The organism is Amycolatopsis sp. Hca4 (assembly GCF_013364075.1).
In the GTDB taxonomy this organism is placed as follows: Bacteria; Actinomycetota; Actinomycetes; order Mycobacteriales; family Pseudonocardiaceae; genus Amycolatopsis.
This window is the reverse complement of the sequence record NZ_CP054925.1, coordinates 9,095,739-9,120,341: the sequence shown is the minus strand read 5'-3', so window position 1 is coordinate 9,120,341 and position 24,603 is coordinate 9,095,739. Positions and strand designations below refer to the sequence as shown.

Below are 24,603 nucleotides of genomic sequence, written 5' to 3'. Positions count from 1 at the left end.
GCGGCCTTGCGTGGCTCAGATGACACCGCGCTGCCTGGCCAGATCGCGGTTCTTGTTGTGCTCGTCGTTGGTGACCGCGAAGCACGACAGGCCGTTCTTCTCGCACTTGACGAAGTACACCCAGTCCCCGGCCGGCGGCTTCACCGCGGCCTGGATCGCGTCCGGGCTCGGCACCGCGATGGGCGTCGGCGGCAGTCCCGCGTTCTTGTACGTGTTGTACGCGCCGGATTTGAGCCGGTCGGCTTCGTCGGTCAGCAGCGTCGGGCGGTCCAGCACGTAGTTGACCGTCGAGTCCATCTGCAACCGCATGTTGATCTTCAGCCGGTTGTAGATGGTCCGCGAGAGCTTGCCGAAGTCGGCCTTGACCGCTTCACGCTCGATGATCGAGGCGATGATCAGCGTCTGGTACGGCGTCATGCCCGGACCGGTCGACTGCGGGGTCAGCCCGTCGTTCTGCAGCGCCTCGGCCGAGCTGTGCACCAGCTGCCCGAGGATCTCCTGCGCGGTGGACCCCGGCTTGACGTCGTAGAGGCCCGGCGCGATCAGGCCCTCCAGCCTGCGGTCCTTGCGGTCGGCCTTGTTCGCCGGCTCGATCGCCCAGTCCGGCACGCCGAGCTGCTTGAGGTCCGCCGCGTCGACGGCCTTGCGCAGGTCGTCCGCGGAGACGCAGGTGCTCTTGCCGTTGAGCTGCGCGCACGACGCCTTCGCCATCAGGCTGAAGACGCCGGGCGTGACCTTGCCGTCGGGCTGGGTGATGTCGTCGAACTGCGTGTAGGGCCGGATCTCCAGCTGGCCGACGCGGGAGGCCGCGTCGGTGATCCGGTCGACCGCGCTGGCCCCGGACATGTGCGACTTCATCACGTAGAAGCCGTGCTGGATCCGGGCGAGCTTCGGGTTGCCCTCGCCCGCCTTGACGAACGCCTTGCTGCTGGCGACCACGCCCGCCGTGGTGAGCTTCGCGCCGATCGCCGACGTCGTGTCGCCGTCGTCGACCTGGAAGACCACGTCGTCGGTGCCGGCACCGTCGAAGTCGTCGTAGCCGAAGAACTTGTTGAAGCCGTACCAGGCGCCGCCGGCGAGCAGGGCGATCACCGCGATCGCGGCGACCCAGCCGAGAGCGCGCTTGCCCTTCTTCCGCGGCTTCGCGGGCTCGTCGTCGTAGTCGTCGTACTCGTCCTCGTACTCCGCCTCGTCGTAGTCCGCGTACTCGTCGTATTCGTCGTAGTCCGCGTACTCGTCGTCCTCGGCGAAGGGCTCGGGCTCCTCCTTAGGGGCCCGCGGCGGTTCGGCCGGGGGCGGCGGGGCCAGCGCGGGCAGCACGTCGGTCACCGGCTCGTCGCGCGCGGGCGGCGCCGCCGGGCGGCGGCGCGGCTCGGCGCCCGGTTCGGGCACGCCAACGGAGCGGTCACCCGGCTGGGCGAGCCGCCGGGGGGCCGGTTCGGCGTCGGGCTCCAGCGCCGAACGGCGCCGCCGTGAGTCGGCGGCTTCGGCCGCTTCGGGGGCCCGGCGGCGGGCGGGCGGCGGCTCGGCGGCCGCGCCACGACGGCCTGGGCGGGGCTCGGCCGCTTCGGCGTCGGCGCGACGCCGCCGTGGGGGCGCCGGTTCGATGCGCTCGGGCGCGGCCCGCCGGGGCGGCGGGTTTTCGTCGTCGGGGTCCGGCACGGCCCGCCGCCGGGGCGGCCTGGCCTCGGCCTCGTCGAGGTCCGGGGTCGCGCGCCGGCGCGGCGGCCGGGCTGCGGCTTCCTCGGGCTCGGGTGCGGCCCGGCGCCGGCGCGGGGCCGGCTGGTCGACCTCGGAGCCCTCGTCGAGGCCGTGGCGGGCGTGGGCGGCACGGGCCGGGGCGGCCCGCCGCTCCTGCGGGTCGAGGTCGGCGTCGGCCGACGGCAGCGTGCCGGGCGGCTCCAGGCGGCGACGGCCGGGCTGCGGCGCGCCGCGGCGCGGGTCGTACCCCGGAGGATCCTCCCGCCGGGCCCGGCGGGACGGCTGGGGCAGGTCGTACTCGCCGCTGGGGGCCTGCCCGCGGCGGGGCGGCAGCTCGTGCTGCCCGCTCGGGCTGCGGCGGGCGTCCGCGGACCGCGGGTCGGCGCGGCGCGGGGCGGGCCGGGACGGCGGCGGGGTCGCCTCGTCCGGCTCGCGCAGTCGCCGGCGCCCGCGTGGGGGCTCAGGTGGCTGCTCGTTCATCGGTCTCCCTCCCGGGCGCGGTGCGCTGCGGCGGCGTCGATCCAGGCCTGCAGGATCTCGACGGCGGCGGCCTGGTCGACCACCGCGCGCTGCTTGCGGCCTTTGACCCCGCGCTGGGAGAGGATGCGGGATGCGGTGACCGTGGTCAGCCGCTCGTCGCCCAGCCGGACCGGCACGGGCGCTATCCGCCCGGCCAGACGCTCAGAATACGCGATCGCCAGCTCGGCCGCCGGACCCTGGCGGTTGGCGAGCGTTCTCGGCAGCCCCACGATCACCTCGACCACCTCGTGCTCGGTGACGAGGGCGGCCAGCTGGTCCAGATCACTGTCGTCGGTCGCATCGCGGGAGAGGGTAACCAATGGCGAAGCGAGCAGGGGGGCCGGATCGCTCAGCGCGACCCCGACCCGGACGGATCCGACATCCACGCCGAGCCGGCGGCCCCGGCCCGGATCGCCCACACCGGGACGGTCCGGGCCGCGGTTTCCGCGGTTAGCCAATGCCGGCAATCGCCGCGCGCAGGGCCGTGACCGCCTCGTTCGCGCCGGCCGGGTTCGTGCCACCGCCCTGGGCCATGTCGGGCTTGCCGCCGCCGCGGCCGCCGATCTTCTCGGCGAACGACGGGACGAGCTTGCCCGCGGCGATGCCCTTGTCCTGGGCCGCCTTGGTCGTCGCGACGACGAAGCTCAGCTTCTCGCCGGCCGGCGAGAAGAGCGCCACCACGCCGGGCCGCGTGCCGAGCCGGCCGCGGATGTCCGAGGCGAGCGCGCGCAGGCCGTTGCCGTCGACGTCCGGGACGACCTCGGCGACCACGGTCACGCCGCCGATGTCCTGGGCCTTGTCGACCAGCGCGCCCGCCGAGCCCAGCACCTGCTGGGTCTTCAGCTGCGCGATCTCCTTCTCGGCGTTCTTCAGCCGGGTCAGGACGTCGTCGATGCGGCCCGGCAGCTGGTCCGAGGGCACCTTGAAGGTGTTCGCCAGCTGCGAGACCAGCAGCTGCTCCTTGCGGACGTACTTGAGCGCGTCCGTGCCGACCAGCGCCTCGACGCGGTGCACGCCCGAGCCGATGGAGGCGTCGGAGACCAGCTTGACCAGGCCGAGCTGGCCGATCCGCTCGACGTGCGTGCCACCGCAGAGCTCGCGGGAGTAGTCGCCCATGTCGACCACGCGGACGTCGTTGCCGTACTTCTCACCGAAGAGCGCGACCGCGCCCAGCTCGAGGGCCTTGTCCTTGGTCGTGGTGTAGCTCTGCACCTCGACGTCGGTCTGGAGGTAGTCGTTGACCTCCTCCTCGACCTCGGTCAGCACGTCGGACGAGACCGAACCGGGCGTGGTGAAGTCGAACCGCATCCGGCCCGGCGAGTTCAGCGAGCCCGCCTGCGCCGCGCGCTTGCCGTACGCGCCGCGGACGGCCGCGTGCACCAGGTGCGTCGCGGAGTGCGAGCGCTCGATGGACAGGCGGCGGTGCGCGTCGACCGAGCCGGTGAGCTTGGTGTCCAGGCCGACCTCGCCCTCGGTGACCTCGACGCGGTGCACGTACAGGCCGGGCACGATCTTCTGGACGTCCAGGACCTTCAGCTCGACGCCGTCGCCGATCAGCACACCGGTGTCGGCGACCTGGCCACCGCTCTCGGCGTAGAACGGCGTGCGGTCGAGGACCAGCTCGGCCTTCTTGCCCGCGGACACGCTGCGGACCGGCCGGCCGTCCTCGAGCAGCGCCACCACGGTCGCTTCGGCCTGGAGGTCGGTGTAGCCGAGGAACTCGGTCTCGCCGTGCTGCTCCAGGACCTTCCGGTACTCGGACAGGTCGCCGTGGCCGGTCTTGCGGGCCGCCGCGTCCGCCTTCGCACGGGTCCGCTGCTCGTTCATGAGCGTGCGGAAGCCCTCTTCGTCGACGGTCAGGCCCTGCTCGGCCGCCATCTCGAGGGTCAGGTCGATCGGGAAGCCGTAGGTGTCGTGCAGCTGGAACGCCTTGTCGCCGGCCAGCACGTCGCCACCGCCGCGCTTGGTCTCCTCCGCCGCGAGGTCGAAGATGCGCGAACCGGACGTGAGGGTCGAGAGGAAGGCCTCCTCCTCGATCCGGACGACCTCGTTGATCCGGTCGAAGCCGGAGACCAGCTCGGGGTAGGTCGGGCCCATGGTGTCGCGGACGACCGCCGCGAACGCCTGCAGCACCGGCTCGTGCACGCCCAGCAGGCGCGAGGAGCGGATGATCCGGCGCAGCAGGCGGCGCAGCACGTAGCCGCGGCCGTCGTTGCCCGGGGTGACGCCGTCACCGATCAGCATGACACCCGTGCGGGCGTGGTCGGCGATGACGCGGAAGCGGACGTCGTCGGCGTGGTTGCTGCCGTAGCGGCGGCCGGAGAACTCCTCCGCGCGGCCGATCACCGGGCGCACGAGGTCGGTCTCGTAGACGTTCTCGACGCCCTGCAGGATCGTCGCGACGCGCTCGACACCCATGCCGGTGTCGATGTTCTTCTTCGGCAGCTCGCCGATCGGCGGGTGCCCGAGCTTGGGGCTCAGGTCGCCGCGGACGTCCTGCATGAAGACGAGGTTCCAGATCTCGATGTAGCGGTCCTCGTCGGCGACCGGGCCGCCCTCGCGGCCGTACGCCGGGCCGCGGTCGTAGTAGATCTCCGAGCACGGGCCGCCGGGACCGGGCACGCCCATGTCCCAGTAGTTGTCCTTGCCGTCACGGGCCTGGATGCGCTCGCCGGGCAGCCCGGTGAGCTTGCGCCAGAGGCCGGCCGCCTCGGAGTCGTCGTTGTAGACGGTCGCCCAGATGCGGTCCGGGTCGAGGCCGAAGCCGCCTTCGGTCTGGGGCTTGGTGATCAGCTCCCAGGCCGCCTCGATGGCGCCTTCCTTGAAGTAGTCGCCGAAGGAGAAGTTCCCGGCCATCTGGAAGAACGTGTTGTGCCGGGTGGTCTTGCCGACCTCGTCGATGTCCGGCGTGCGCACGCACTTCTGCACGGAGGTCGCGCGCGGGTACGGCGGCGGCGCCTCACCGAGGAAGTACGGCTTGAACTGCACCATGCCGGCGTTGACGAACAGCAGGTTCGGGTCGTCGAGGATCAGCGGCGCGCTGGGCACGCGCGTGTGGCCGCGGCCCTCGAAATGGCGCAGGAAACGGTCGGTGATTTCGTGTGTGTCCACGGGTCAGTCCTTGTAGCTGTGGTTCGGCAGCGGGGTCGGCGGCGTTGTTCCGGCGAAGGGGTTCCGGGCAGGCCCGGATCAGCCCTCCGCCCGGCGAGCTCGCCGGACCGGGCGCCGGGCGGCCGCGTGCCGTCCCTCGGCGCGGGGCGCGCTCACGCCCGTCCGCTCCTCGACCATGTCGTGCAGCTCCTGTTCCCGCTCGTTCATGCCCGCACGCACCTCGGCACCGAACGAACCCACGGCGCCCGCCAGCTCGCGCACGGCGTCCCCCAGGTTCGATGCTAACCCGGCCGGAGTGGCCTGACGAGCGGTTTCGGCGGCCTTGCGGGAGAGCACGACCCCGGTGACGACGCCGACGCCGAGCCAGAACAGCCGCTTCATTTCCCGGCCTTCCTGGCGGCCTTCAGCGCGTTCTTGTTCCTGCGCGCCTTGATCGCCTTGGACAGCCGTAGGACAGCGCCGCGGTCTTGACCAGCGGGCCGCCGAGGGTCGCGGTGAACACCGACGCCAGCGCGGAGACGTTGCCGGTGACCGCCTGCGCGTTCGCGGTGATCCCGTCCACCCGTTCGAGCTGGGTGTTGACGTGCGTGATCGTCTCGTTCGCGCCGATCAGCAGCGGGTCGGTGTTGTTGTTGGTGCGCTCGATCGCCTCGGTGGCCGCGTCCAGCGTCTTGCCGAGCTTGATCAGCGGGATCGCCAGCAGGACGACCAGCACCACGAATGCTCCTGCGGCGATCAACGCGGCGATCTGCCCTGCCGACACGGGCCCTCCTCGGTTCAGGGGTCGGGATGCCGACTGAGGTTACCGCCTGGGCTGGTTCCCGACCGTGTCACCCCGCCGGGCCCGGAAAACCCGGCTCAGCGGCCCTTCACGACCGCCCGGTACAGGGCCGCCATGTCCTCGTCCCCGTGCCCCGCCTCGAGCGCGGCCTCCAAGTGGGCCAGCACCGCCTTCGCGCCCGCCAGGTCGACCTCGTCGCCCGCGGCCTCCACCACCAGGCGGGCGTCCTTCGCCGCGAGGCCGGCCGGGAACGCCGGTGGGTACTCCCCCGCCAGCATCGCGCCGCCCTTCACGTGCGCGTAGCCGACGTCGAGGCCGCCGCCCTCGATCGTCTCCAGGAACAGCGCCGGGTCCAGCCCCAGGGCCTTGGCCAGGCCGAGGCTCTCCGCCGTCGCGTTCGTCAGTGCCAGTACCCACGCGTTCATCACCAGCTTCAGGCGGCTGCCGCGGCCTGCCGGGCCGAGCCAGATCGTGCGCATGCCGACCGCGTCGAACACCGGGGTCGCCGCCGGGCGGGCCTCCTCCGGGCCCGACCCGAGGACCAGCAGCTGGGCCTGTTCGGCGGGCTGGCGGGTGCCGAGCACCGGCGCGTCCACGAACACCACGCCCGCCTTCTCCGCCAGCGCGGCGAGCCGGTCGGTCCAGTCGAGGCCGACCGTGCTCATCTGCAGCCACAACGTCCCCGAAGCAGGCGAAGCGGCTTCGAACGCTTCGGCCACGGCGGGGCCGTCGGCGAGCATCGTCACGAGGACGTCGGCGCCCTCGGCGGCGGCCGACGGCGAGCCGGCGACCGTGGCCACCTCGGCCAGGGGCTCGGCCTTCTCCCGGGTCCGGTTCCAGACGCGGACGTCGAGGCCCGCCTTGGCGATGTTGGCCGCCATCGGCGCGCCCATGATCCCGGTTCCGAGAAACGCGACTGTCATGCCGCCATCGTGACGGAGTCCCGGCGCGCTCGCGCGCTCAGTAATCGCCGAGCAGGCAGAAGGGGTGGCCAGCCGGGTCGGCGTAGACGCGCCAGCCGCGGCCGCCGAGGTCGGGGTCGAGCAGGCGGCCGCCGTTCGCCAGGACCACGTGGTGCGACTCGCGGAAGTCGTCGACCTCGAAGTCGAGGTGGAACTGCTGCGGGAGCGAGGGATCGGGCCAGGTCGGCGGCCGGTGGTCGGGCGCACGCTGGAAGCCCAGGACCATCCCGCCGACGTGCAGGGTCGACCAGTCTTCGTCCACGCGCCACCGCGGATCGGGGCGGTCCACCTCGCCGCCGAGCAGGGCCTGGTAGAAGCGGGCGAGCACGAGCGGCTCCGGACAGTCCAGGACGATGCACTGCAGCGTCGCGGGCACGGGCACGCCTCCTGCGGTCGTGGGGGCCCTCGCCGGTCCGGGCCGCCTGAAGGGCAAGAGTTTACGAACTCCGATGATCTTGCCCACCGCGGCCCACGATCGGGGCGAACCGTGTTCAACGCGGGTGAAGTGCCCGGCCCGCAACGGCGAGTCCGGGCTGCCGTCACTGCCCCCGGATCGTCCTCCGCAGCTTGGGCACCCGCTCGGCCAGCGTCCGCTCGGCACCGCGCTGGGTGGGCTCGTAGTAGTCGCGCCCCACCAGCTCGTCCGGCGGGTACTGCTGCGCCAGCACCCCTTCCGGCACGTCGTGCGGGTACCGGTAGCCCTGCGCGTTGCCCAGTTTCTTCGCCCCCGCGTAGTGCCCGTCGCGCAGGGGCGGCGGCACCGCGCCCGCCAGGCCGGCGCGGACGTCGGCCAGTGCCGCGTCGATGCCCTTGATCACCGCGTTGGACTTCGGCGCGGTCGCCAGGTGGACCGTCGCCTGTGCCAGCGCCAGCCTGCCCTCCGGCATGCCGATGAACTGGACCGCGTGCGCGGCCGCGACCGCCGACTGCAGTGCCGTCGGGTCGGCCATCCCGATGTCCTCGCTGGCGTGCACGACCAGCCGCCGGGCGAGGAAGCGCGGGTCCTCGCCCGCCTCGATCATCCGGGCCAGGTAGTGCAGCGCCGCGTCCACATCGGACCCGCGGATCGACTTGATGAACGCGCTGATCACGTCGTAGTGCTGGTCGCCGTCGCGGTCGTAGCGCACCGCCGCCTTGTCCACTGTGGACTCGACGATGGCCAGGTCGATCGTCTTCGCCTCGGTGGCCGACGCCGCGTCCGCGGCCGCCTCCAGCGCGGTGAGCGCGCGGCGCGCGTCCCCGCCCGCGAGCCGGACGAGGTGGGCGCGCGCGTCCTCGGTCAGCGTCAGCTCGCCACCCAGACCGCGCTCGTCGGCGAGCGCACGCTCGATCAGCTCCGTGATGTCCTCGTCGGTCAGCGGGCGCAGCTGCAGCACCAGCGACCGCGAGAGCAACGGCGAAACGACCGAGAACGACGGGTTCTCGGTGGTCGCCGCGACCAGCAGCACCGTGCGGTCCTCGACCGCGCCGAGCAGCGCGTCCTGCTGGGTCTTGGAGAACCGGTGCACCTCGTCGATGAACAGCACGGTGTTCTCGGCGTTGTACTGACGGCGCCGCCGCGCCTCCTCGATGACCCCGCGGACCTCCTTGACGCCCGCCGAAAGCGCCGACATCGCGACGAACCGGCGGCCGGTGGCGATCGAGACGAGGTTGGCCAGCGTCGTCTTGCCCGTGCCGGGCGGGCCGTAGAGCAGGACCGACGCCGGTGCCGCGCCTTCGACCAGCCGCCGCAGCGGGGCGCCCTCGCGCAGCAGGTGCTGCTGCCCGACGACCTCGTCGAGCGAGCGCGGCCGCATCCGCACGGCCAGCGGCGAACTGGCCGGGTCCGCCTGCGGTTCCGCGCCCGCGTTCGACCCCGTGCGCTCCGGCGGAGGCGCGATGTCGGCGTTCACGGTGAAGAGCTCGTCCTGTGCCACAGAGATGACGTTAACCGACTCCACCGACAGAACCGCTTGCCCCGGCCTCCGCAAGAGCGCTACCGTCGGAATGACTGGTTGACCGAAAGTGCGATTCCGGTCAACCAGTCAAATGCTCAACGAAACCGCAGGTGGAGACGCATGAGCCATCCCAACCGCGAGCGTGCCGACCGGATCCTGGACGCGGCGGGCGAGCTGCTGCTGCGCATGGGCTACCGCAAGGTGGCGATCGACGACGTCGCGCGCGCGGTCGGCATCGGCAAGGGCACCGTCTACCTGCACTGGCGGAGCAAGGAGCTGCTGTTCCAGGCGCTGATGATGCGGGAGTCGGCCGACCTGACCGACGAGCTGCTGGCCATGATCGAGGCCGACCCGGCGATGATCCTGCCCCACCGGATGATTCCGGGGTCGTTCCTGATCACCCACCGCCGCCCGCTGGTGATGGCCATGCTGCGCGGCAACGCGGAGGTGTTCGGCTCACTCGGCGACCTCGCACTGAAGAAGCAGCAGGCCGCGGTGGGCGTGCACTTCGAGGAAGTGATGCTGCGGCGGGGGCTCATCCGCGCCGACGTCCCGCACGTGAGCTACGCGCTGCGGGCCGCGACCCTCGGCTTCTACGCCGGCGACCCGGTTTCGCACGAGGACGAGGACATCCCCCCGGAAGAGCGGGCGGCCGTCCTCGCGCACCTCATCCGCACCGCGTTCGAGCCGCCGGGGGAGCCCGATCCCGCCGCGGTCGCGGAGGTGGCGGCGGAGCTGAGTTCGACGCTCGAGGAGCTCGTCTCGGGCTTCCGAAACGGGATCTACGCACACGATCCCGCCAGGGCCTCCGGCTGATCCGTGAGGCCACACCGGGGAAAGGGGCGGAAATGACCACCACACTGGCCGACACCTGGGGACTCCACGAGGCCCAGTTCTGGCTGCGGGGGAAGCAACCGGAGAAGCACGTCGAGTTCGCCGCGGAACTGGGGATGTGGAACGTCTACGGGCACCCGGAGATCGAAGCGATCCTCCGCGACCCGGCGACGTTCTCGTCCGACACCATGCGGCTGGTGCCCAAGGAGACGCTGCCGGACCCCGAATTCGACATGTCGACGGGCAGCATCCTGCAGCTGGACCCGCCACTGCACAACAAGATGCGCAAGCTCGTCAGCCGCGCGTTCACGCCCAAGGTGGTGGCGGAGCTCGAGCCGAGGATCGCCGCGATCACCCACGAGCTGCTGGACGCGGTCCCCGCCGGGGAGCGGCTGGAGCTGGTCGAGGACCTGGCCTACCCGCTGCCGGTGATCGTGATCGCCGAGCTGCTGGGCGTCCCGGCGGGTGACCGGAGCCTGTTCAAGGGCTGGGTGGACAAGATGTTCGAGTCCGCCAACCAGGTTTCGCTGGTGAAGAAGGACGAGGAGCAGGACGCGGCGATCCTGGCGTCGCTGGAAGGCCAGAAAGCGCTCGCCGACTACCTCGGCGGCCACGTCGACGAGCGGCGCAAGCAGCCGCGGGAGGACCTGCTGACGAAGCTGGTCGAGGCCGAGCTGGACGGCGAACGGCTGTCCCGCACCGAGGTCGTCAACTTCGCGAACATCCTGCTGCTGGCCGGTCACATCACCACGACGATGCTGCTCGGCAACGCGGTGCTGTGCCTGGACACGCACCGGGAGTGGGACGAGCGGGTGCGCGCGGACCGTTCGCTCGTGCCGCCGATGATCGAAGAGTCGCTGCGGTACCTCACGCCGTTCGCGGCGGTGGCCCGCACGACCATGCGGGAGGCGGAGGTCGGCGGCGTCACCGTGCCGGCGGACCAGATGCTGCTCTGCTGGGTGGCGGCGGCCAACCGCGACGAGCGGGTGTTCCGCAACCCGGACACGTTCGACCCGCTGCGCGCGGAGAACCCGCACCTGGCGTTCGGCCGCGGGATCCACTTCTGCATCGGCGCGCCGCTCGCGCGGCTGGAGGGCCGGGTGGCGCTGGACATCCTGCTCGACCGCTACCCGGTGCTGCGCACGATCCCCGGTGAGCCGCCGAAGTTCCAGGTCAACCCCAACATGACCGGGGTCAGGGAGCTGCCCCTGACGACGGCGTAGCCCGGTTGCGCCCTGGGCGAAATCCCTCGCCCGGGGCGCCCCGCGTGCCCGATGGTGGAGCGGTGAACGTGGCGGTGCTCGCGGACATCCACGGAGTCCTCCCGGCGCTGGAGGCGGTCCTGGCGGAGCCGGACGTCCAGGCGGCGGAGAAGGTCGTGCTGCTCGGCGACCTGCTGGCCGGGCCGATGCCGGTCGAGACCCTGGAGCGGCTGCAGGCGCTGGGCGAGCGGGCGGTGTGGGTGCGCGGCAACGCCGACCGCGAGCTGGCCGAGTCGGCCCGCACCGGCGGCACGTTCGTCCCGGACCCGATCTTCCCGTGGGCGGCGCAGCAGCTGCGCCCGGCCGACCTGCCGCTGCTCGACGCCCTGCCGCTGACGGTGACGGTGGACGGAGTGCTGTTCTGCCACGCAACCCCGCGCAACGACACGGAAATCGTGCTCGTCGACTCGCCTCCGGAGCGCTGGGCGGAGGTGCTGGACGGCGTCACGGCGTCGACGATCGTCTGCGGGCACACCCACATGCCGTTCGTCAGGCTCGCGGACCGCAAGCTGGTGGTCAACCCCGGAAGCGTCGGAATGCCCTACGGGGCAAGGGGTGCCCACTGGGCCCTGCTCGGCGACGGCGTCCAGCTGCGGCGGACGGAGTACGACGCCGAAGAAGCGTGCCGGTTCCTGGTCGCGCACTCGGCTTATCCCGGCATCGAGGAGTGGGCGGACTACTTCGTCCGCAACCCGGCTTCGGACGTCGAAGCGCTGCGCGTGTTCAGCGGGCGCGGAACGAGTTCCACATGATGACGGCGGCGTAGGGCAGGAATTCGCGGCCGCGGCGCCAGAGCCACGGAATACCCTTGAGCACCAGCCACCCCACGTGCCCCGTGGCACTCGGTTCGGCACCCCCGCTGCAGGTGAGGCTGACGGGTTCCGGAACGGCGAACCCGGCGTCGGCGAGCAGCCCGGTGAAGCCGTCGGCGAGCATCCGGTGGCCGAGTTCGGAGGGGTGCAGCCGGTCGACGCTCCAGGAAGCGAGTTCGTAGGCACCGGGCAGCCCGGCAAGATCGAGACAGGGCACCTGTTCCCGCGCGACAACCCCGTCGATGGCGGCGTTGAGTTCGGCGACCCGGGCACTGAGGGCCCGCTTGAGGGCAGGCGGAAGGCGGAAGACCTTGCTGTGGTCGTGGAACCGGACGGGCACGACGGTGGTCCCGGTTTCCCGAAGCCGCCGGATGACCTCGGTGAGATCGGCGGCGACGCGAGAGGCATCGAAGTCCGGCCGCAGGGTGTCGTTCATCCCGGCGACGAGAAGGGCGACATCGGCCCGATGCGCCACGGCGGCGGGGACTTGTTGAGTGAGAACGCACCGCATCCGCGCACCCGCGAAGGAGGGGTTGAGGTAGCCGGAGCGGTCAACCCCGAGGGCGGCGGCCACGAGGGGGCCGACCCCGCGCCAGCCACCACGCCGGGGAAGCGGATCCCCGAGCCCGACGGCGGTGGAGTCGCCGAGAACGACAAGCCGCCGGGCAAACTTGAGAGGCCGCTCGGGCGGCTCGGGCCGGGCAGTGACATCGACGCTCATCACGGTCACGGGGTGAGCGTCGGCCACGCAGGCTCACACCCGGTGAGGTGGAGGTAACGCGGCCGCGACACCACGCCTAATTCTTGACGCGCACCTCACAGGGCCGGGTATGTCGTGGTCGGGTGCGGGTGGGCGCGCAGGTGGAGACGCGACGGCGCTCGGCGCTCGGCGCTCGGCGCTCGGCGCTCGGCGCTCGGCGCTCGGCGCTCGGCGCTCGAGCCACGATCACACAACCGGCGCAGCGGCAGACAACGAACAGCCACCCTCCGACCACACCCCCCTGCCGACCCGATACGCAGCCGCTTCAGCGGCCGGCAGGTCGTGTCAAGGCACGCTTTCCCGCCTTGACACGACCTGCCGGCCGCTGAACAATCCGGCGTTCGGGCCGGCGGGGAAAGTCGCGGCAGAGCCACCAGCACAGAGCCCGCGGGCCCTCCCCCGATTCCAGCCTATCGCCCCCACCCGACAAGAACCCCGCGCACGACCCACCCCCAGCCAAGCCATCCACACCGGCAACCCCCTGTGGACAACCCTCACCGGAAAGCCGGGTAGAAAGCCAGGTCGGCATGCGGCCCCAGCCGCGCAGCCAGCCCAGCCGCAACCCGTGCAGCGAACTCCGAAACCGCCATCATCCGCACATACCCGGCATGCTTCGCCAAATCCCGCCACCAGGTCACGAACGCCGCCTCCCGGCTCACCGGCGCAGCGTGCCGCGAAAGGTTCAGCGACTCCAGCTCCTCCCCCGTGATCAGCCAGACCCGCAGCAACTCACTGGCCGTCAGATGCGCCGCCAGTACCTCGTCGTCGGCGAAGACCGGCCACACCCCCACCACCTCGGCGCGCCAAGCGGCCGTCATCGCCTCGCTCATCCCCGCCGGCAGGGCCAACGCGTCCGGCCAGCTCGCGAAGGGCAGGCGCAAGTGCGCCGCGTCGACCAGCGCCGATCGGACGCAGCCGTTCTCGAAGTCCAGGAACCGGACCCCCTGCCCGGTCACCAGGTTGTTGTCCGGGCTCAGCTCGACCGGCGAAAACGCCCGGAACCCCGCCGCCCGGGACTGGTCGAGGGCCGCCGTCACCTGGGTCAGCACCTCTTCCGGCACCGGGATCCCCAGCCGCTGCTGGATCAGCGCCGCGACGCGGGACACGTCGACCTCGCCCGATTCGGCCTTCGCCGGGCCACCCAGCCGCCGCAGCAGTGCGTTGAAGTCCGCCTCACGGCCCGCCGTGCTCGCGTGCAGGCGCCCCAGCGACCGCGCCCACGACAGCAGTGCCCGCTCGGCCGCGCGGGAGTCCCGGGCGTAGAGCTTGTCCTCCAGCGTCGGCGTCCGGCCCAGGTCCTCCAGCACCAGGACGCGGTCGCGGCCGTCGTGGGCCACCAGTTCCGGGCACATCCGCTCCTCCGGCGACAGCGCCGTGAACAGCTGGTAGCTGACCGCCTCCTGGGCGAACGGGTCGGCGCCGGACGCCGGCCGGTCCGGGTAGTGCTTGATGACGAGCGTGCGCGGCAGCGCGAACGACGACACCACCCGGGCGCGGACCACCGTGGCCGGCCCGCTCCCCGCCAGGTCCTCGGGCCCGACCAGGGTGATCGCGCTGCCGAACCGGCGTGAGAGAACGGACTCGCCCGCCGCGACCGCCGCGGCGATGGCGAGCTGCTCGGCTCCTGCCCCGACTCCCGCGTCGCCGGCGGAGGAGGTGTCGACTGTCATTGTCACCGACCCTACTCGTGACTGAGCAACCATGACTACTGACATCCGGACAAAAAAGTGCATCTCGCCCGGAGACGAATCACCCGCGTGAAAGCGGACGCATTCCCACCGGTGAACGTTGCCCATTCCGGCGCACGATCAACACAATGGCCGCTGCTGCAACGATTCCGAGAAGGTTGACCAGCAGCTGCCCGACGGACTGGAGGCACCGGCTCCACTCCCCCGCCACGGCCGCGACGACCGCGTAGCCCGCGGCCGGCACCGTCGTCACCGAGATGAACACGCCCACCAGCGCGGCCGACTTCGCCGACGTCATGGCGAGCATCCCGGCGGCGCCGGCCAGCATGGCGACGACCAGGGACGGTACGCCGACCGAGAAGACGAAGTCGACCTCGTGGTTGTTCTCCAGCCGGAACGCGGTTTCGCCGAAGACGTCGGTCGCGCGCACGAGCAGCGCGCCACCCAGCGTCACGACCATCGCCAGCGGGAAGCCCACGCCCAACGCGGCAGCCGCGCGGCGGACGAGGTCCCACCGGCGCAACACCACCCCGACCGCGAGCGCGGCCAGCGGCCCGAACTCCGGGCCGACGACCATCGCACCGACGATCGTCACCGCCGAGTTCGTGAGCACCCCGACCGCGGCGAGCAGGCACGCGATGGTCAGGAACGCCAGGAACGTCACGTTGAGCCGGGACTCTTCACCCGTGCGGCCCAGCAGCTCCTCCCAGACCACGGCGTCGGCCGCCTCGCCCGGCGCCGCTTCTTCCGCCTTGTCGGCGGCGTCGGACAGCGCGGTGTCGAGCGCTTCGAGCGTGATGCCACCGGTGTGGTCGAGGTCGAGCGCGCACAGCTGCCCGATGATCTCGTCCGCGGCCTCGCGCGCGATGTCCGCCTCGACCAGGTCGCCCACCGGCTCGACGGCGGCCCCGCGGTGCACGACGAGGTGCGCCGTACCGGGGTGCGCCCGCAGGATCCCGAGCGCTTCGGCGGTCTTCTCCTGCGGGCACACGGCCCTGAGGTGCAGCACTAGTTCTGCGGGGCGGCGGCCGGTTTCGCGTCGATCCCGGCTTCCTTGCGCTGCTGCGCGGTGATCGGCGCCGGCGCCGCGGTCAGCGGGTCGTACCCGCCACCGGTCTTCGGGAACGCGATCACGTCACGCAGCGAGTCGGCCTTGGCCAGCAGCATGACGATGCGGTCCCAGCCGAACGCGATGCCGCCGTGCGGCGGGGGGCCGAAGGCGAAGGCGTCGAGCAGGAAGCCGAACTTCTCCTGCGCTTCCTCGTCGCTGAGGCCCATCAGGTTGAAGACGCGCTTCTGGACATCGCCACGGTGGATACGGATCGAGCCGCCGCCGATCTCGTTGCCGTTGCAGACGATGTCGTAGGCGTAGGCGAGCGCGTTGCCCGGGTCCTGCTCGAACTTGTCGATCCACTCCGGGGTCGGCGAGGTGAACGCGTGGTGCACCGCGGTCCACTTGCCGGAGCCGACCGCGACGTCGTCGCCGATGTCCTCGACCGGCGCGAACAGCGGCGCGTCGACGACCCACACGAAGGACCAGGCGTTCTCGTCGATCAAGCCGAGCCGCTTGCCGATCTCGTCGCGCGCGGCACCCAGCAGGGGCTGGGTCGACGCGGCCTTGCCGGCGGCGAAGAAGATGCAGTCGCCCGGCTTGGCACCGGCCGCGGCGGCGACGTTCTCGCGCTCGGTCTCCGACAGGTTCTTGGCGACCGGGCCGCCGAGCGTGCCGTCCTCGTTCACGAGGATGTACGCGAGGCCGCGCGCACCGCGCTGCTTCGCCCACTCCTGCCACGCGTCGAGCTGGCGGCGCGGCTGGTCCGCCCCGCCGGCCATCACGACCGCACCGACGTACGGGGCCTGGAACACGCGGAACGGCGTGTCGGAGAAGAACTCCGTCATGTCGGTGATTTCGAGGTCGAAGCGCAGGTCCGGCTTGTCGGAGCCGTACTTGGCCATCGCCTCGTGGTAGGTGATGCGCGGGATCGGCCGCGGGATCTCGTGCCCGATCAGCTTCCACAGCGCCGAGACGATCTGCTCGCCGATGTCGATGACGTCGTCCTGCTCGACGAAGCTCATCTCGATGTCGAGCTGGGTGAACTCGGGCTGGCGGTCGGCGCGGAAGTCTTCGTCGCGGTAGCAGCGGGCGATCTGGTAGTACCGCTCCATGCCGCCGACCATGAGCAGCTGCTTGAACAGCTGCGGCGACTGCGGCAGCGCGTACCAGGAGCCGGGCTTGAGCCGGGCCGGGACGAGGAAGTCCCGCGCGCCTTCGGGCGTCGAGCGGGTCATCGTCGGGGTCTCGATCTCGACGAAGTCCTGCGCGTGCAGCACCTCGCGCGCGGCGCGGCTGACCTCGCTGCGCAGCCGCATGGCCGCGGCCGGGCCGCTGCGGCGCAGGTCGAGGTAGCGGTGCTTGAGCCGCACCTCTTCGCCGACGTCGACGCGGTCGTCGATCGGGAACGGCAGCGGCGCGGACTCCGAGAGCACTTCCAGCTCGGTGGCCAGCACCTCGATCTCACCGGTGGGGATCTCGGCGTTGGCGTTGCCCTCGGGGCGCTTCGCGACCTCGCCGACGATCTTGACGCAGAACTCGGAGCGGAGGGCGTGCGCGCGCTCGGCCATCTCACCTTCGCGGAAGACGACCTGGGCGACACCGCTGGCATCCCTCAGGTCGATGAAGATGACGCCGCCGTGATCGCGCCGCCGGGCCACCCATCCGGTGAGGGTGACGGTCTGTCCGGCCTGTCCGGCACGCAGGGTGCCGGCGTTGTGAGTGCGGAGCACTGCGACTGCTCTCCTTCGACCTGGGGTTATCGCTGCCCGGAAAGGCTAACGAACCACCCAGCGTACGACGTCGGCAGGTTGGCCCGGCGCGGTGGTCAGAGGACGTACTTGGGGCGGGTCTCCAGCGCCGCGACCAGGCGGTGGGCCTGGGCCAGGTAGGCGGCCACCTGGTAGATGCGCCCGCCGGGGTGCGCCACCAGCCAGCCGGCGGCCGCGCTGGCGGAGGCGAAGAACGGCTGCCCCGCGCAGGCGATCGCGTCCACCCCGTCGAGCCCGAACCCGAGGTCGACGGCCGCGACCACCGCCGCGGGCGGGTCGACCAGGAGGATCCCCCGCGGCACCAGCTCGATGCGGATGTGCGTCCCGGTGACCGGGCAGACGGCCGCCGCGTGCACGCGCTCGCCGGTGGCGATGGCCAGGAGGAACATGTCGACGGTGCCGTCCGGGCCCGCGCCGAGGGTGCCTTCGGCGGGTGCGAGGCGGTGGTGGGCGCCGCGGGGCGCCGGGCCGGTCGAGACGAGGTCGCGGTGCAGGGTGAACCCGATCAGCTCGACCAGCCGCCGGGCTTCGGCCGGGGCGACGCCGACGGTGGCGGCGAGCCGGTCGACGCCGACCGGGTGCCGTCCGGCCCGGGTCAGCTTCAGCGCGGCCCAGGCGAGCCGGGCGGCCGCGACACGGTCGGTCTGCGAGGTCGTCATCGTCCGGCTCCTTTCGGCATCGATCCCTTCGACGTTAGGCGCCGGTGAGCCGGACCGACAACGACACGATCGGACATTTTGCCGCAAACCGAAGACACCGCCCCCGAACGGCCCAGTGCGTCACCCGGTTGATCCGAAAAGGACCGTCAGAGCAGGCGCAGCTGCTCCGCGGGAGCCACCTCGGCCGCCGGCACCTCCGGACCGCGCGCGGCGAAGCCGGTTTGGCGATCGAGCCCGTGCCGCCGCAGCAACGGCCCGACCCGCGCCGCCAGTCCCTCGCGGTACTCCTTCCGCACGTAGCTGCCCCGCGAGTACAGCTGCCGGTACCGCGGGACGAGCTCCGGGTGCGTGCCCGCCAGCCAGCGGCCGAACCACTCGCGGGCCCCGGGCCGCAGGTGCAGCGCGAACGCCGTCACGCTCGTCGCGCCCACCTCGGCGAGCCGGGCGAACAGCGCGTCCAGTGCCTCCTCCGAGTCGGTGAGCCACGGCAGCACCGGGGCCACCAGCACCGAGCACGGCAGCCCGGCCTCGCGCGCCTTGCGGACCAGCTCCAGCCGCGCCCGCGGGCTCGGCGTGCCGGGTTCGAGGCGGTGCTGCAGCTCTTCGTCGAGCAGCGCGATCGACACCGCGAGCCCGACCGGGACGTCCTGGGCGACGTCCTTCAGCAGCGGCAGGTCGCGGGCCAGCACCGTGCCCTTGGTGAGCACCGACAGCGGCGTGCCGGAGCGCGCCAGTGCGGTGATGATGCCCGGCATCAGCCGGTAGCGGCCTTCGGCGCGCTGGTAGGGATCGGTGTTGGTGCCCATCGCGACGTGCTCGCGCCGCCACGACGGCTTCTTCAGCTGCGCGGCCAGCACCTGCGGGGCGTTGATCTTGACGACCACCTGGGTGTCGAAGTCGTGGCCGGCGTCGAAGTCGAGGTAGGTGTGGGTGTTCCGGGCGAAGCAGTTGTGCGACACCATGCCGTCGGCCACGAAGTCGCCGGTGCCGGTGGTGATGTCGAACAGCGGCAGCTGCAGCCCCAGCGGCTCGATGGCCTCGACGCGGCGGCGGCTCGCGCCGATCACCGCGCCGTCGAGCGACCGCTTCCACGTGACGGCCGGGTTGCTGACGTGGAAGAACCGGAGCACCTCGCCGACCCCGCCGAGCAGCCGGACCTCCTGGCGCGTCGGGAACTTCGGCACTTCGTCCAGCTGACTGGCGAAGCCGAACCGGGCGAGCGCGGCGGCGAAGGCGTCGGCGATCTCGGGTTCGTCGTGCGCCACCGCGAGGACACCGCGGCCGAAGTCGCCCGCGATGTCGTAGACGCCGGCGAGGAACCCGCGCTGCCAATGGGCGTCCGGGTCCGGCGGCACCTTGAGAAAACCGACCGACGCCCCGAAGTCCGGCAGGTAGCGCAGGGCGCGCGAGGCGGCGTCCGGCTCCGCGCCGAACCCGCCGGAGCGCAGCATCCCGCACAGGTAGCCGGCCCGGTAGCCGAGCGTCTCGTCCGGCGTCGGCTCGAACCGGCCGACGCCGATCAGCTCGCTGCCGGGCTCCAGGTGCGGCCGCTGGGCGGCGCCGAACTTGCTGCCGGTGACGTGCTTCCAGCCCTTGCTGGTGAGGAACCGGTGATCACCGCCGGCGACGAGCCGGGTGCCGTCCTCGAGCGTCACGCGGTAGGCGGCGCGCAGCGTGGTCCAGTGCGCTTCGACCCGGGTCGGCACCAGCCGCCGGGAGGCGCCGTGGCCGCGAGTGCCGTAGATGGCGTCGCCGACCTTCAGGTCGGACAGCGCCTTCGTGCGGCCGTCGGCCATCAGGATCCGCGTGCCGCCTTCGAGGCAGTAGGTGCAGGCGTGCGAGCAGCCGCGGTAGGGGTTGACGGTCCAGCCGAAGGGCACGCCGGAGCCGGCGGGCACCTTGTTCAGCACCGAGCGCGCGTGCACCTCGTGAAAGGTGACGCCGTCGAATTCCGGTGACCGCACGGTCCGCACCAGGCCCTCGAGCCCGGGCAGTGCCGGTTCACCCTCCCCTGTCCGCTGCCGATCCCATCGCACAGCGCCAGTCGAACATATGTTCTAGACGGGTGTCAAACCGGTTGGGGGCCAGTGGATCAGGTGGTGCTGGTGTGACTGTTGGGGTGGTTCAAGAGGAGAAGCGCTCCAGCGCCCGGATCTTGTTGGTCGCGTCCAAGGCCGCCACCTTGTACGCCTCCGACAGCGTCGGGTAGTTGAACACCGCGTCCACCAGGTAGTCGACCGTGCCCCCGCAGCCCATCACCGCCTGTCCGATGTGGACCAGATCCGTCGCACCCGTGCCGAACACGTGGACGCCCAGCAGTTTCCGGTCCGTCGTGGACACCAGCAGCTTCAGCATCCCGTAGCTGTCACCGGTGATCTGGCCGCGCGCCAGCTCGCGGTACCGCGCGATGCCGACCTCGTACGGCACCGACGACGACGTCAGCTGGGCCTCGGTCGAGCCGACGTACGAGATCTCCGGGATCGTGTAGATGCCGATCGGCTGCAGCGCGCCCAGCTCGTGCGCCGGCTCGCCGAACGCGTGGTAGGCCGCCAGCCTGCCCTGGTCCATCGACGTCGCCGCCAGTGCCGGGAAGCCGATCACGTCGCCCACCGCGTAGATGTGCGGGACCGCCGTGCGGTAGCTCTCGTCGACCACCAGCCGGCCGCGCTCGTCCGCGCTCAGGCCCGCCGCCTCCAGGTTGAGCTCGCCCGTCATGCCCTGGCGGCCCGCCGAGTACATCACGCCGTCGGCCGGGATGCGCTTGCCGCTCACCAGGGTCGTGATCGTCGCGTGGTCGGACACCGCCACGTCCGCGACCTTCTCGCCGAAGCGGAAGGTGACGCCGAGGTCGCGCAGCTGGAACTTGAGCGACTCGACGATCTCCGGGTCGCAGAAGTCGAGCATGTGGTCGCGCTGCTCGACCACGGTGACCCGGGAGCCGAGCGCGGCGAACATCGACGCGTACTCGATCCCGATCACCCCGGCGCCCACCACGACCAGCGACGACGGGATTTCCTCCAGCTGCAGGATCTCGTCGGAGTCGAGCACGCGGGCGGCGTCGAAGTCGATCTGCTTCGGCCGCGCGGGCCGGGTGCCGGTGGCGATCACGACGTGGTCGGCCGACAGCGTCCGCCGGTCGCCGCGGTGGCGGCCCTCCACCAGCACGGTGTGCGGGTCGGCGAAGGAGCCGGTGCCGTCGATCAGGTCGATGTGGTTGCGCATCAGCTGCGCGCGCACCACCTGGACCTCGCGCCCGACCACGTGCTGGGTGCGCGCGAGCAGGTCGGCGATCGTGATGTCCTGTTTGACGCGGTAGCTCGCGCCGTAGAGCTCGCGCTGGTTCATGCCGGTCAGGTAGAGCACGGCTTCGCGCAGCGTCTTGGACGGGATCGTGCCGGTGTTGACGCACACCCCGCCGACCATGTCGTGCCGGTCGACGACCGCCACCTTCTTGCCGAGCTTCGCCGCGGCGATCGCGGCCTTCTGTCCGCCGGGGCCCGAACCGATGACGATGAGGTCGTACTCGTGCTCGCTCACGACGTCGAGCCTGCGCACCCGGCGGGCCGGGCGCAAGCCCCTGCCGGTGAAGATCCGCGCACGAACGGCGCACGGGTGCGACGTCATTCGGCCGTGGCTGTGGCTGGGTCGGCGACGAACGGCGCAGTAGCGTGTGCGGGTGCTGCGCGTGTCGCTGCTGGGTGAGCAGGTGATCGCCGACGAGGAGTCCGGCGCCGTGCTGACGCGGTCGCCGCGGTCGGTCGCGCTGGTCGCCCACCTCGTCGTGCACGCCGGCCGTCCGCAGCCGCGGCGGCTGCTCGCCGGGCTGTTCTGGCCGGACTCCACCGACGCGCAGGCGCTGACCAACCTCCGCCGCGAGCTGCACCAGCTGCGCCGCGTGCTGGGCGAGCTGCCCTCGCTGGCCGTCACCGGGCAGGACCTGTGCTGGCAGGACACGCCGTCGAGCCGGGTGGACGTGCGGGAGTTCGCCCTCGCGCACCGGGCCGCGCTGGCCGCCGGAGACGCCGGAGACCCCGGTGCCGCCGTCGGCCACGCCCGGGCCGCGCTCGCGGCCTACGGCGGCGAGTTGCTGCCCGGCCTGGCCGACGACTGGGTGCTGGCGGCCCGCGCCGAGCTCGAAGGCCAGTGCGTCGAGCTGTGCGACCTGATCTGCCGGACGCCGTCGGGCGATCCGGCCGCCGCGCTCGACGCGGCCCGCCGCCGGATCGCGCTGCGCCCGCTCGAAGAGCCGGGCTACCGGACGCTGATGGGACTGCAGGCCGAGGCAGGCGACCGGGCGGGCGCGGTGAGCACCTACCACCGGTGCGCGTCGGTGCTCGAACGCGAACTCGGCGTCGTCCCGGCCGAGCCGACCCGGGCGGCACTGCGCCGGCTGCTGGACCGGCCGGACCCCGAACCCCGGCGGGCGGCCGCGCCCGGGCTCGTCGGCCGCGCCGCCGAGCTGGCCCGCCTCGGCGAGCTGTGGCGGACGGCCGCCGCGGGCCGCGCCGGGTTCGTCCTCGTCCGCGGCGACGCCGGCGTCGGCAAGACCCGGCTGGTCACCGAGCTCGCCGGGCTGGCCGGGGCCGAGGGCGCGGTCGTGGCCGCCGGCCGGTGCTTCGGCACGCCGGGGCGGCTCGCGCTGGCCCCGGTGGCCGACTGGCTTCGCACCCCGGCCGTGCAGCGGGCGGCGGCATCGCTGGACCCGGTGTGGCGGGCGGAGGTCGACCGGCTGCTGCCGGCCTCGCGGCCGGGCGGCGGGCACCCGACGGTGGAGGCCTGGCAGCGCCTGCGGTTCTTCGAAGGGCTGGCCAGGGCGCTGACCGCCGGGGGGCGGCCGGTCCTGCTGGTGCTCGACAACGCGCAGTGGTGCGACGAAGAGACGGGCGCGTTCGTCACGTTCTGCCTCGGCCTGCTGCCGTCCGCGCCGCTGCTGGTCGCCGCGACGCTGCGCGACGGCGACCCGGGTCCGGGCGGCGCGGCGTGGACGGCCCAGCTGCGCGACGACGGCAGGCTCGCCGAGCTGCCGCTGCGCCCGTTCGACGCCGACGGCACGGCCCGCCTCGCCGAAGCGGTCGGCGGCCGTCCACTGTCCACTTCGGACCGCGACCTGCTGTTCGCGGCCACCGGCGGGTACCCGCTCTACGTCGTCGAAGCGGTGCGGGCCCACGACTCCCCGCCGGCCGAGGGGCTGGCCGCGGTGCTGCGGACGCGGCTGGAGCAGCCGGGCCCGGCCGCCCGCGAGATCGCCGGGCTGGCCGCCGCGGCCGGCCGCGACTTCACCCTCGAACTGCTCACCGAGGCCAGCGACCTCGACGCGGACACCGTCGTCGACGCCGTCGACGAGCTGTGGCGGCGCCGGCTCGTGCGTGAGTCCGGCGGCAGCTACGACTTCACCCACGACCTGCTGCGCGAGACGGCCTACCAGCAGGTCAGCCCGCCGCGGCGGTGGCTGCTGCACCGGCGGCTGGCCCAGGGGCTCGAGCTGCTGCACGCCGGGGACACCGACGCGGTGGCGGCGCAGCTGGCCGAGCAGTACGCCCGCGGCGGCCGCCCGGACCGCGCCGTCGCGCACTACCGGCGGGCGGCCGCGGTCGCCGCGGGCACGTTCGCCCACGCCGAAGCGATCCGGCTGCTGCGGGAGGCACTGGCGCTGGTGACCGCCCGGCCGCCCAGCGGCAACCGCGACCGGGACGAGCTGGCCGTCCTCGAAGCGCTCGCCGGGCCGCTCAACGCCCACCAGGGCTACTCGTCTCCCGAGCTGCAGCGGACGCTGGAGCGTTCGCTGGCGCTGGCGGAGTCGCTGGGCGACGCGGAGGCCGCGCTCACCGCGCTGCTGGAGCTGTGGTCGTCGCGGTTCGTCCAGGGCCGGACGGTGCAGGCCCACGAGGCGGCCGAACGCGCGCTCGGGCTGCTCGCGCCCGGGACGAGCGCCGAGCAGAGCGGCTCGGCGCACTTCATCGTCGCGGGCTCGTCGCTGAGCCTCGGCCACGACCCGGCCGAGGCGCTGCGGCACTTCGAGCTGGGCGCCGAGCGCACGCGCGACGCGGCGTCGTGGCCGATCGGCACCCGGCCGGACGTGCACGGCCCGGCCTGGGCGGCGCACGCGCACTGGCTGCTCGGGCACGAGGACACGGCCGTGGCGTGCGGGGCGAGCGCGATCGCGCTCGCCCGGCGGATCGAGCACCCGTACAGCCTGGCCATCGCGCTGGCCTACGCCGGGATCACCCACCAGATGCGCCGCGACCGCGATGCGCTGGAGCCGGCGGCGGCCGAGCTGCGGGAGCTCTGCGACCGGTACGGCTTCGCGTACTACCGCGAGTGGGCGCTGGTGCTGGGCGGCTGGGCCCGCGGCGGCGCGGCCGGGCTGGCCGCGGCGCAGGAGGGCGTGGCGAACCTCAAGGCCGAGGGGTCGTTCGCCCGGATGCCGTACTGGTTGTCCCTGGTCGCCGAGCTGTCGCCACCGGACGCGGCCCGGGCGACGCTGGACGCCGCGCTGGCCGCCGGCGAGGCCCGCGACGACCGCTGGTGGCTGCCGGAGGTCCTGCGGCTGCGCGCGGCCCACGACGCCGACCCGCGGCCCCGCCTGCGGGCGGCCGTGGAGCTGGCCCGCGCCCAGGGCAGCGTCGCCCTGCGGCGGCGGGCCGAGGCGGACCTGGGCGTGGCCGCGCCGTCCTGACCAGGCCCGAACGGGCCGAACGCTGCGCGAACGCCGGCTGCCTACGTTCCCCCCGGAACCGAAAAATCCGAGAGGGGC

The 24,603-nt window shown here is 72.7% G+C and carries 18 protein-coding genes and 1 pseudogene; 4 read left to right on the top strand and 15 right to left on the bottom strand.

Translation table 11 applies throughout. The annotated features are described in order from the left end of the window. Positions 1–15 precede the first annotated feature (15 nt). The 8 genes and pseudogenes from mltG to HUT10_RS41515 all read right to left on the bottom strand — a co-directional run bounded on the left by mltG (position 16) and on the right by HUT10_RS41515 (position 8,990). Complete coding sequence (gene mltG / locus HUT10_RS41550; protein ID WP_176176202.1) at positions 16–2,181, bottom strand: endolytic transglycosylase MltG; 2,166 nt, start codon at positions 2,179–2,181, stop codon at positions 16–18. Beyond that, on the bottom strand, positions 2,178–2,639 hold the full coding sequence (ruvX, locus tag HUT10_RS41545) for a Holliday junction resolvase RuvX (RefSeq protein WP_217709689.1): 462 nt from the start codon (positions 2,637–2,639) through the stop codon (positions 2,178–2,180). Before ruvX ends, mltG begins: the two co-directional genes overlap by 4 nt. Before the next feature lie 31 nt (positions 2,640–2,670). Further along, on the bottom strand, positions 2,671–5,331 hold the full coding sequence (alaS, locus tag HUT10_RS41540; RefSeq protein ID WP_176176200.1) for an alanine--tRNA ligase: 2,661 nt from the start codon (positions 5,329–5,331) through the stop codon (positions 2,671–2,673). Between the two features lie 78 nt (positions 5,332–5,409). After that, positions 5,410–5,712 (bottom strand): hypothetical protein, encoded by a 303-nt coding sequence (locus tag HUT10_RS41535; RefSeq protein WP_176176199.1) that lies wholly within the window; start codon positions 5,710–5,712, stop codon positions 5,410–5,412. After that, positions 5,709–6,094: pseudogene (locus HUT10_RS41530) on the bottom strand (DUF948 domain-containing protein). The gene HUT10_RS41535 and the pseudogene HUT10_RS41530 overlap by 4 nt, the downstream one beginning before the upstream one ends. A 95-nt stretch (positions 6,095–6,189) precedes the next feature. Continuing rightward, positions 6,190–7,035 (bottom strand): NAD(P)-dependent oxidoreductase, encoded by an 846-nt coding sequence (locus tag HUT10_RS41525; RefSeq protein ID WP_176176197.1) that lies wholly within the window; start codon positions 7,033–7,035, stop codon positions 6,190–6,192. Between the two features lie 37 nt (positions 7,036–7,072). Next, on the bottom strand, positions 7,073–7,450 hold the full coding sequence (locus HUT10_RS41520) for a VOC family protein (protein ID WP_176176196.1): 378 nt from the start codon (positions 7,448–7,450) through the stop codon (positions 7,073–7,075). Between the two features lie 163 nt (positions 7,451–7,613). After that, entirely contained in the window at positions 7,614–8,990 is a 1,377-nt protein-coding gene (locus HUT10_RS41515; protein WP_176176195.1) for a replication-associated recombination protein A, read from the bottom strand. A 141-nt stretch (positions 8,991–9,131) separates the two neighbouring features. On the opposite strand from HUT10_RS41515, the gene HUT10_RS41510 reads away from it, so the two are divergent. The 3 genes from HUT10_RS41510 to HUT10_RS41500 all read left to right on the top strand — a co-directional run bounded on the left by HUT10_RS41510 (position 9,132) and on the right by HUT10_RS41500 (position 11,859). Further along, positions 9,132–9,827, top strand: a complete 696-nt coding sequence (locus HUT10_RS41510; protein WP_176176194.1) for a TetR/AcrR family transcriptional regulator — start codon at positions 9,132–9,134, stop codon at positions 9,825–9,827. Positions 9,828–9,859: 32 nt separating this feature from the next. Beyond that, positions 9,860–11,068, top strand: coding sequence for a cytochrome P450 (locus HUT10_RS41505; protein ID WP_176176193.1), 1,209 nt, complete (start codon positions 9,860–9,862; stop codon positions 11,066–11,068). 62 nt (positions 11,069–11,130) lie between these two features. Then, on the top strand, positions 11,131–11,859 hold the full coding sequence (locus tag HUT10_RS41500) for a metallophosphoesterase (protein WP_176176192.1): 729 nt from the start codon (positions 11,131–11,133) through the stop codon (positions 11,857–11,859). Here the strand turns inward: HUT10_RS41500 and HUT10_RS41495 are convergent. The 7 genes from HUT10_RS41495 to sthA all read right to left on the bottom strand — a co-directional run bounded on the left by HUT10_RS41495 (position 11,831) and on the right by sthA (position 21,386). Further along, positions 11,831–12,640, bottom strand: a complete 810-nt coding sequence (locus HUT10_RS41495) for an SGNH/GDSL hydrolase family protein (protein ID WP_176178284.1) — start codon at positions 12,638–12,640, stop codon at positions 11,831–11,833. The genes HUT10_RS41500 and HUT10_RS41495 overlap by 29 nt on opposite strands. Positions 12,641–13,173: 533 nt before the next feature. Then, the gene (locus tag HUT10_RS41490; RefSeq protein WP_176176191.1) at positions 13,174–14,349 is read right to left on the bottom strand and encodes a phosphotransferase; all 1,176 of its coding nucleotides are present in this window, start codon (positions 14,347–14,349) and stop codon (positions 13,174–13,176) included. A 79-nt stretch (positions 14,350–14,428) separates the two neighbouring features. Beyond that, the gene (locus tag HUT10_RS41485) at positions 14,429–15,376 is read right to left on the bottom strand and encodes a DUF389 domain-containing protein (RefSeq protein ID WP_176176190.1); all 948 of its coding nucleotides are present in this window, start codon (positions 15,374–15,376) and stop codon (positions 14,429–14,431) included. After that, positions 15,376–17,151 carry an aspartate--tRNA ligase gene (gene aspS, locus HUT10_RS41480; RefSeq protein ID WP_176176189.1) on the bottom strand — a complete coding sequence of 592 codons (1,776 nt, stop codon included), beginning with the start codon at positions 17,149–17,151 and terminating at the stop codon, positions 15,376–15,378. The genes HUT10_RS41485 and aspS overlap by 1 nt, the downstream gene beginning before the upstream one ends. A 95-nt stretch (positions 17,152–17,246) precedes the next feature. After that, positions 17,247–17,849: an organomercurial lyase gene (gene merB, locus HUT10_RS41475; RefSeq protein ID WP_176176188.1), complete on the bottom strand. Its 603-nt coding sequence runs from the start codon at positions 17,847–17,849 to the stop codon at positions 17,247–17,249. A 146-nt stretch (positions 17,850–17,995) separates the two neighbouring features. Beyond that, a complete protein-coding gene (locus tag HUT10_RS41470; RefSeq protein WP_217709688.1) occupies positions 17,996–19,885 on the bottom strand; it encodes an intein-containing Rv2578c family radical SAM protein in 1,890 nt (629 codons plus the stop codon). An 88-nt stretch (positions 19,886–19,973) separates the two neighbouring features. Further along, complete coding sequence (sthA, locus tag HUT10_RS41465) at positions 19,974–21,386, bottom strand: Si-specific NAD(P)(+) transhydrogenase (protein WP_254897252.1); 1,413 nt, start codon at positions 21,384–21,386, stop codon at positions 19,974–19,976. A gap of 139 nt (positions 21,387–21,525) precedes the next feature. On the opposite strand from sthA, the gene HUT10_RS41460 reads away from it, so the two are divergent. Then, positions 21,526–24,525: an AAA family ATPase gene (locus HUT10_RS41460; RefSeq protein WP_176176187.1), complete on the top strand. Its 3,000-nt coding sequence runs from the start codon at positions 21,526–21,528 to the stop codon at positions 24,523–24,525. Positions 24,526–24,603: the final 78 nt, after the last annotated feature.